The 8,793-nt window shown below is 39.8% G+C and carries 6 protein-coding genes; 5 read left to right on the top strand and 1 reads right to left on the bottom strand.

Translation table 11 applies throughout. The features are described 5' to 3' along the window. The 3 genes from F6K40_RS36535 to F6K40_RS36525 all read left to right on the top strand — a co-directional run. On the top strand, positions 1-2,782 hold a 2,782-nt coding region (locus F6K40_RS36535; RefSeq protein WP_293143985.1), incomplete at its 5' end, for a sister chromatid cohesion protein PDS5. 429 nt (positions 2,783-3,211) lie between these two features. Beyond that, positions 3,212-3,442 (top strand): DUF433 domain-containing protein, encoded by a 231-nt coding sequence (locus tag F6K40_RS36530; RefSeq protein WP_293143983.1) that lies wholly within the window; start codon positions 3,212-3,214, stop codon positions 3,440-3,442. A gap of 5 nt (positions 3,443-3,447) precedes the next feature. After that, positions 3,448-3,696: a DUF5615 family PIN-like protein gene (locus F6K40_RS36525; RefSeq protein ID WP_293143981.1), complete on the top strand. Its 249-nt coding sequence runs from the start codon at positions 3,448-3,450 to the stop codon at positions 3,694-3,696. A 335-nt stretch (positions 3,697-4,031) separates the two neighbouring features. Here the strand turns inward: F6K40_RS36525 and F6K40_RS36520 are convergent, their stop codons facing one another. Then, entirely contained in the window at positions 4,032-5,168 is a 1,137-nt protein-coding gene (locus F6K40_RS36520; RefSeq protein WP_293143979.1) for an ABC transporter ATP-binding protein, read from the bottom strand. Positions 5,169-5,549: 381 nt separating this feature from the next. Between F6K40_RS36520 and F6K40_RS36515 the strand changes: the two genes are divergently transcribed. Beyond that, the gene (locus tag F6K40_RS36515; RefSeq protein WP_293143977.1) at positions 5,550-7,208 is read left to right on the top strand and encodes an ABC transporter permease; all 1,659 of its coding nucleotides are present in this window, start codon (positions 5,550-5,552) and stop codon (positions 7,206-7,208) included. Between the two features lie 1,409 nt (positions 7,209-8,617). Continuing rightward, positions 8,618-8,793 (top strand): MerR family transcriptional regulator (locus tag F6K40_RS36510; protein ID WP_293143987.1); only part of this gene is annotated, 176 nt, incomplete at its 3' end.

The following is an 8,793-nucleotide window of genomic DNA, read 5'->3' as shown; positions in this document are numbered from 1 at the left end:
CTCTGGCAGAAAATTTTTAGCTTCGGAATTATTGACTCAAAGTCAGTCGCGGAAATTTGTAATATTGGGTGCGCCTGGTTCGGGAAAAACAACTTTGATGAGTTATTTTGCCGTGATGTTGGCATCGATCCCCCCAACCCCCCTTGGTAAGGAGTCAATCCCCCCAACCCCCCTTGGTAAGGGGGGCTATATGTCTGAAAATTCTGTGGATGAAACTAGCGATACGGTTGATGCTACCCTTCGCGAGCGCCAAACCGAATCTTCTTCCCCTCTTGGAAAGGAGTCAATCCCCCCAATCCCCCTTCGTAAGGGGGGCTATTCTGTATCCCCCCTTTCAAAGGGGGGCAAGGGGGGATATCTAGGTTTAGATCCTGAAACCGACTGGTTGCCAATTTTAATCAGAATGCGCGACTTGGCAAGACATCCAGACAAAAGCATTCTGGAATATGCTCGGATTTTTGCTGAGAAAACGATGGCAGTTAAAACTTTGCCGACGGAATTTTTTGAACATTGGTTGGAAGATGGCAGGGCGTTAATATTGCTCGATGGTTTGGATGAAGTGGCGGAGTCAAGCAAACGTTATGATGTTGTCAAACGCATTAATAACTTTTTAGGGCAGTTTGACAGAAACAGGGCAATTATTACATCTCGCCCTGCCGGTTATAAGCGCGACTTTTTCCGCACCGAGGAATTTCCCCACTATCAAATGCAGCGGTTTGATGATCAGAAGATTTCGGCGTTTATCAATAATTGGTATGACACTCGGTTTAAAGATCAAGCGGAGGCGGAAAGGCGGAAAGAGAGTTTGCAAAAGGCGTTGGATGATAATGATCGGATTAAATTGTTGGCACGGAATCCTTTGTTGTTGACGATTATTGCTTTGATTCATCGGTATCAAGCGGTTTTGCCGAAGGAAAGATTTCGACTTTATGACAAGGCGGTGGAAACGTTGTTAACTTCTTGGGATGCGAATAAGGAGTTAAGTAGTCATGGGCGGTTGAAGTATTTGGGTTTGGATGATTTGCGCAGATTGATGGAATTGTTGGCATATTGGGTGCATACTCAGGGAAATGTTGGCGATGAGGGTGGTACGTTGATAGAAAAGGATGAGTTGATAAGGCAGTTGCGGCGAGAGATTAAGAGGTTGAAGCCGATGGAGTTGTATCAAGCGGAGGAAGAGGCGGAAAGATTTGTGGAATTGATTCGGGAACGCACTGGTTTGTTGAATGAGCAGGGGCAAGACTATTATGCTTTTGTGCATAAGACGTTTCAGGAATATTTGTGTGCTGAGGATATTGATTATCAAGCAGATAATGAGGATGATTTTGAGATTGTGTTGGGTTGTATTCGGGAGCATTTGCATGAGTCCCATTGGAAGGAGGTTTTATTGTTGTTAATAGCGCAACAAAAGCCGAAGAAGGTGGCAAAAGCGATGCGGGCGATATTGGAGCGTGGTAGTGAGTATGAGGAGTGGTTGCATCGGGATTTGTTTTTTGCTGCAGATTGTTTGGCGGAAAATCCGAAGGGGTTGCGGAGTGTTGATGGTGAGTTGGTGCAGGAAATTTTGGAGAGGTTGGTTGAGTTGGAGGTGAGTAGTGAGGATAAGGTTGGTGAAAATGTTCGGGAGGAGGTTTATCGGATTTTCTGTAGTTTGTATGAAACTGATTTTGAGGGGCAAGTTTTGGAGATGTTGAAAGAGCGATCAGATTTGATTGATGAGGAAAGGTTGCTGAAATATCAAGCGGAGTTAGGGGAAAAGGATGAGGCAATTAAGGAGTTACTGGCACGGCTTCAGGATGATAGTTCTGATGTGCGTTCGCGGGCAGCCGATGCTTTGGGCGATTTGAAGAATAGCTCAGAAATCGTAATCAACTCCCTACTTCCACTGCTTCAGGATGAGAATTTTCAGGTGCGCTGGAAGGCAGCCTATGCTTTGGGTGATTTGAAGAATAGCTCAGAAACCGTAATCAACTCCCTACTGGCATGGCTTCAGGATGAAAATTCTGATGTGCGTCAGAAGGCAATCCATGCTTTGGGTGAGGCAGCCTATGCTTTGGGTGATTTGAAAAATAGCTCAGAAATCGTAATCAACTCCCTACTACCACTGCTTCGGGATGAAAATTCTGATGTGCGTGAGTACGCAGCCATAGCTTTGGGAAATTTGAAGAATAGCTCAGAAACCGTAATCAACTCCCTACTACCGCTGCTTCAGGATGAAAATTCTGATGTGCGTGGGGGTGCAGCCACAGCTTTGGGAAATTTGAAGAATAGCTCAGAAACTGTAATCAACTCCCTACTACCACTGCTTCAGGATGATAGTTCTTTTGTGTGTGTCTGTGCAGCCGATGCTTTGGGCGAGTTGGAGAATATCTCAGAAACCTTGATCGATTCCCTACTGGGGCGCCTTCAGGATGAGCATTCTGATATCCGTTGGTCTGCATCCTTAGTTTTAGAACGTTTGAAGAATAGCTCAGAAACCGTAATCAACTCCCTACTGGCATGGCTTCAGGATGAGAATTCTGACATCCGTGGGAGTGCAGCCTATGCTTTGGGAAGTTTGGAGAATAGCTCAAAAACCGTAATCAACTCCCTACTACCACTGCTTCAGGATGAGGGTTCTTTCGCCAGAAAGAAGGCAGCCGAAGCTTTGGGCAAATTGGGCAAAAAATCCAACAATATCCTCCCGACAATCATTCAATGGATTCAACAACATCAAGATTCAGAATATGTCGGCAGAGGTATTGATGTGCTGTGGTATTTAATTGTAGGTGAGGAAAGTTAATATCAGGATTGGGTTTCGTTCCTCAAGCCAACGACAATATCTCAGAACGAAACCCAAGCACAATAAGGCGCGTGTTGGGTTTTACTATTGTCCAATAGATTTAACAACAACATCTTGATGTTGTTGTTGGGTTCGCTGTCGCTTAACCCAACCTACTCAATTAACTTTTAACTATTGTTCAATAGATTCAACAACATCAAGATTCAGCATAAGTCGGCAGAGGTATTGATGTGCTGTGGTATTTAGTTGTAGGAGAGGAAAGTTAATATCAGGATTGGGTTGAGGAACATTGTAAAAAATAACTGAGATTTTGTCAAGTTGGGAGAGGTGGCGATCGCTCCCTTAAACGGGGTTGATTTTGGAGAAGCGCTCTATCCCTTGAATTTATAATATTTGATTGTTTGTAGTTGTCGTAGTAGAGGTCTAAAAATGAGTAACTGGCAAGATCAGATCAGTTTTAATCCCAGAGTTTGTCATGGAAAACCTTGTATTAAAGGAACCCGGATTATGGTTTCAGTCATTCTAGATAATCTGGCAGAGGGATTGACAATACAAGAAATTGTTGAAGAATATCCACCCTTGACTTTAGAAAATGTGCGGGGAGCGATCTCTTATGCTGCAGCACTGGTGAAAGAAGAAGAGCTATTACCATTACGATAGGAATTATGTTGATAAAATTAGATGAAAATCTCAGTATTACCCATGCTAATTTTCTCAGGAATGAGGGTTACGATTGCGAACGGGTTACTGATGAAGGATTATCTGGTGAAGATGATCAGGTTGTATGGCAGCAAGTTTGTGCTGAAGGACGCTTTTTTATTACTCTTGACCTTGATTTTTCTGATATCCGCCGTTTTCCACCAGGAACTCACCCTGGTATTTTACTTTTACGTTCGGGTAGTGGAAGTAGCTAAACAGTGCTTGATATTTTGGTGCGAGTTGTGCAGGAATATCCACTTGCAAATTTGCAGGGTTGCTTGGTGGTTGCGGATAAAACCCAAACCCCTATTCGTCGTCCCTCTGTTTGAGGTTAATAGAGGTTTAATAGAGCGATCGCTTCTCACTAGAGATAGTTTTCATTATCAATTATCAATTATCCATTATCCATTAATACTGTAGGGGTTTGGTCTCCAAACCCCCCCAGCTATATCTACAGGACTTACGCAGAATCACCATATCTCCTAGGGGCGAATGCCATTCGCCCCTACAAATGGTGTATGATTTCGTATTTTTCGTAAGTCCTGATCTATCAAAAATGCTTACTTCCGACTAACTTAGAATTTGTTCCATACTTCTCTTCAGGTATTACCGGAAAAACTCGCAAATTATCTTCAGCAACAGATACCTTAACTTGAATTCCAATTGGCAATGCTACTTGTGGAGTAGTACGAGCAATTAATTCTTTTCCAGACTCAGTTTGTAAACAATAACGGAACTCTCTACCCAAAAACTGGCGATCGCGAATCACCATAGACCCCTCATCATCAACTTTCAACATCAAATCCTCCTGACGGATCATTAACTCAAGATGATCAAATTCATCCAAACTACCAATTTCCCCACGAAATACATGATTATTTGTCAATTCAAAAGCACCAACCTCCGTTTCCCAAAGCTCGTCGCGACGATGTGCAGGCAAAAAATTAGCTTGAGTCACAAATTCCGCCACAAACTTAGAAGCAGGTTCATTATAAATCTCCTCTGGCGTACCAAACTGTTCCACACATCCAGCTCGCATCACTGCCACCCGATCAGAAATAGCCATTGCCTCCTCCTGATCATGGGTGACAATAATTCCGGAAGCACCAGCATTTTTAAGAATATCTCGTAATTCCTGGCGTAATCTCATCCTCACCTGAACATCCAAATTACTCAAAGGTTCATCCAATAATACCAAAGCTGGACTTGGTGCCAAAGCACGCGCTAAAGCTACCCTTTGCTGTTGGCCTCCTGATAATTCGTGGGGATAACGATTTTCGAGACCAGACAAACCTACTAACTCCAGAACATCTTTTACCTGATGATTAATTTCTGTTCTTGACTTTTTACCAGAATTGTGTAACCCAAAAGCAATATTTTTGGCTACAGTCAGATGGGGAAATAAAGCATAATCTTGAAATACCATACCCACATTGCGTTTTTCTGGTACTACCCAATCATGTCTACCAGCAACTACCCGTCCATTAATTGTAACAATACCTAATTGTGGTTGCTCAAATCCAGCAATTATTCTCAATAAAGTCGTTTTACCACAACCTGAAGGCCCCAATAACCCCAATATATCTCCCTGGTATAATTTTAAATTTACATTTTGTACCGCAGGGGTAGTAGTACGAGAAAATTGCTTGCTGACACTCTCCAGATGGAGAATTACCGATTGGGTCATTTATTTCTTAACCTCCGTCATTTCAGTTATCAGTTATCAGTTATCAGTTATCAGTATTTCTAGCTGAAGACATAAAGAAGCTTGGAATACTAAAGCTGACGCTAGCTGAATGCTAAAAGCTAATAGCTAGTTAAAAAGGGAATGTATTGACTTTATTATTTTGTCAAAAGTCAAAACATAGACTGGGTTTATGAACAAACATTGTAAGATTACCAATAGTTAGGCCAAAAACCCTGTTTTAAAGAGAATTTGAGAATTTGCGTTATAGTTCTCAAAGTCTTTATAGAACGTTATTATTTAATTCTTAAATTATATTAACCTATTTTTTAGAAAAAATTCTCATTAAGTTTCCGTAGAATTTTCTAAAATCTAAAAATCAAAATGTTTGACAATATGAAAAAAATTAACCTTCTCAACTGGAATGCTTGGACAATATTTGTTGTAGCGATCGCCTCTCTCATCTCAACCCCGGTAATATTTGTCCTCAGTAGTATTTTCTCAGATACAGGAGAGATTTGGAGTCACTTAGCATCTACGGTTTTACCCCGTTATCTCCTCAACTCCTTCGTATTAATGTTAGGAGTAGGTTGTGGAGTTTCAGTCATCGGAGTAGGAGCAGCATGGTTAGTCACAATGTGCCGTTTTCCTGGGAGTCGTCTATTTGAATGGGCAATGTTATTACCCTTAGCAGCACCCGCTTATATTTTAGCCTATACCTATACAGAACTACTAGAATTTTACGGCCCTATACAAACATGGTTGCGAGAAATATTTGCTTGGACGAGTGTCAATGATTATTGGTTCCCAGAAATTCGTTCCATTGGCGGAGCGATCGCCTTGTTAACCCTAACATTATACCCTTACGTTTATCTCCTAACGCGAGTCGCCTTTTTAGAACAGTCAACCTGTACTTTAGAAGCAAGTCGTTCCCTCGGAGCGAACCCTTGGCGGAGTTTTTTCACAGTAGCTCTTCCCCTGGCAAGACCAGCAATAATCGCAGGTTTAGCTCTAGCACTCATGGAAACCCTCAATGATTTCGGTACGGTGCAATATTTTGGAGTCGATACATTTACCACCGGCATTTATCGTACTTGGTTTGGTATGGGAGAAAGATTAGCAGCAGCACAATTAGCAGCAGTTTTACTATTATTTATTTTATGGTTGATTTTGCTCGAATTGTGGTCGCGTCGCCAAGCCAAATATTATCAAACTAGCAGTCAGTATCAACGTTTGCAGCAGTTTCACTTAGGTGGAATGCAGAAATTTGGTGCTTTTATTGCTTGTTTACTACCAGTTTTTTTAGGTTTTCTCTTGCCAGCAGGATTATTATTAGAAATGACTATTGCTGAGAGCGGAGCAAGTTTTCGAGGTAAGTTTTGGAATTATGCTTCCCATAGTTTGACTTTGGCAGGAATTACCGCTGTTTTGGCAGTAGCGATCGCTCTAATTATGGCTTATGGAGTACGTCTAAATCGAAATTTAGGAATGCGTTTATCAACTCGCATTGCAGCAATGGGTTATGCTGTACCAGGTTCAGTCATTGCCGTCGGAATTTTGATTCCTATCGGTACAGTTGATAATGCCATTGATAGTTTTATGCGTTCCACGTTTGACATCTCAACTGGTTTATTATTCAGTGGCACGATTACAGCATTAGTTTTTGCTTATTTAGTCAGATTTATGGCAGTAGCATTTGGTGCCGTTGAATCAAGTTTAGTAAAAATTCAACCAAGTTTAGATGATGCTTCCCGGAGTTTAGGTTACAACCCCACTAAAACTTTAATTAAAGTTCATGTACCGATGATGTGGGGTGGATTATTAACAGGAGCAATGTTGACATTTGTAGATGTAATGAAAGAGTTACCAGCAACAATGGTAATTCGTCCGTTTAATTTTGATACTTTAGCAATTCGAGTTTATAATTTAGCTGCTGATGAGAGATTAACTGAGGCAGCGGGTCCCGCTTTAGCAATTGTATTAGTAGGAATAATCCCAGTTATTATACTTAGCTTAAAAATTGCCAAGTCTCGTCAATATTAAAACTATTAAGAGACTGAATGTATCAGGAAATATAAAAAGGAGATAGGGAACACTTAACACTTAACTCTTAACTCTTAACTCTTAACTGGGAATAGGGAATAGGGAATAGGGAATAGGGAATAGGGAATCAATACAAGTATTGAAGAGTTAAAATAAAGGGAATATATATACCTTTCCACCTCTTAATCTACCAAATTTCAATCTCTTGAAGTACCTTTTACTTTGAGATTTTAGTCACTCAACAACTCTCTTAAGACTTATTTTGCAAACAGTTTCTAATAATTTATTTATATTTATCAAGTGGTAGAATGAGACTTGTGCATTCTACCACTTAATATTGATTTCTACAGAGCAATAATTAGGGTTTGCTGAAAAAGTATTATGGGTAAGGGTAGGAGACTCGAGACTCGAGACTCGAGACTCGAGAAGTAAGGAATTTAGAGGAGGCAGAAGGAAGAATTATCCCTTGATTTTTCTGCCAATAGTCAACCCTTTCATCCTAACATGCATGAGCTTTAAGGAGCAAAAACCTTGTACTTTTTCAATACCTAAAACGGCTCAAACCATGATTAAAGTCAATGCTTTAAATTTAATCAGCAAACCCTAATTAGTAAAAAAGACATTTTTCAGTAATATTTTATTACAATCAACCCTACCCGATTTAGAAAACTGACTGTATTCTATATCTATAAATTTTATAGTGTACAACAGGCCTATAGAGCTTTATATCAAGCTAAAAAAGCCGGGCATAATCGAGTTTTTTTGTATCAATTAGAGCCGTAAATATATTGAAATATTGAAATATTGAAATATTATAATTTTATATTATTCGTTTTTTTATTAATAAGAATTTAAAAAATTAGAATTAAGCATAAATAAATTAGTAATAATTAAATATAAAAGAACATAATAGAAATAAAGAGATTGTAAGCATCAAGTAGAATTTAATTTAAGACTGATGAAAACAGGTAAAATTATTTTAATAGCAATCTCATTATTTGTGACAGCTAACCAGAAATTATATGCAGGTTTGTTTGACACAATCAAACAATTAAAAATATAAAATTCTAATTGTTTGGAGTGTGATATCAAAATAGCTGAATGGCAAAAGAAGGAAAAATTCCTCATTCTTTAGGACTCGTGTAACAATCACCTGAACAGTTTTTTTCTAGTTCTTGCAAGTGGGAATTATAGATGGTATAGCAGGGAACAGGGAACAGGGAACAGGGAACAGGGAACAGTTGGAAAAGTGTTTCCTAGTATAAGATTCATCATCAGTCTATGTCCTAATCTTTGCTTCGACTGCTATACTGTTAAACTATGGAATTTGTAGAGTTGGTAACAAATTATGAATTTTCTCTTTAAAACGCTCAAACAACAATAAATCGTGCTAAGATCGAAAAAAATAAATGTTTCAGATGAAATATGTCAGACCCAAAGAAGCAGCGTCCATTCTTGGAGTTGCAGTTTCAAGTCTCAGACGATGGGATGAAGTTGGCAAAATCAAGGCAATCAAAACCCCATCAGGGCACAGGCGGTACTCAATCGCAGAAATCGAACAAGCAGGGGGTTTGCCCAGAGCAAT

The organism is Okeania sp. SIO3I5, from assembly GCF_010672085.1.
Lineage (GTDB): Bacteria > Cyanobacteriota > Cyanobacteriia > Cyanobacteriales > Microcoleaceae > Trichodesmium.
The sequence above is the reverse complement of the archived record's forward strand: the minus strand, read 5'-3'. Positions and strand labels throughout refer to the sequence as shown.

Bases quoted from the DNA above. Each gene is read 5' to 3' on its own strand.
- F6K40_RS36530 (WP_293143983.1), top strand. From the start codon at position 3,212: ATGAGTAACTGGCAAGATCAGATCAGTTTTAATCCCAGAGTTTGTCAT.
- F6K40_RS36525 (WP_293143981.1), top strand. From the start codon at position 3,448: ATGTTGATAAAATTAGATGAAAATCTCAGTATTACCCATGCTAATTTT.
- F6K40_RS36520 (WP_293143979.1), bottom strand. From the start codon at position 5,168: ATGACCCAATCGGTAATTCTCCATCTGGAGAGTGTCAGCAAGCAATTT.
- F6K40_RS36515 (WP_293143977.1), top strand. From the start codon at position 5,550: ATGTTTGACAATATGAAAAAAATTAACCTTCTCAACTGGAATGCTTGG.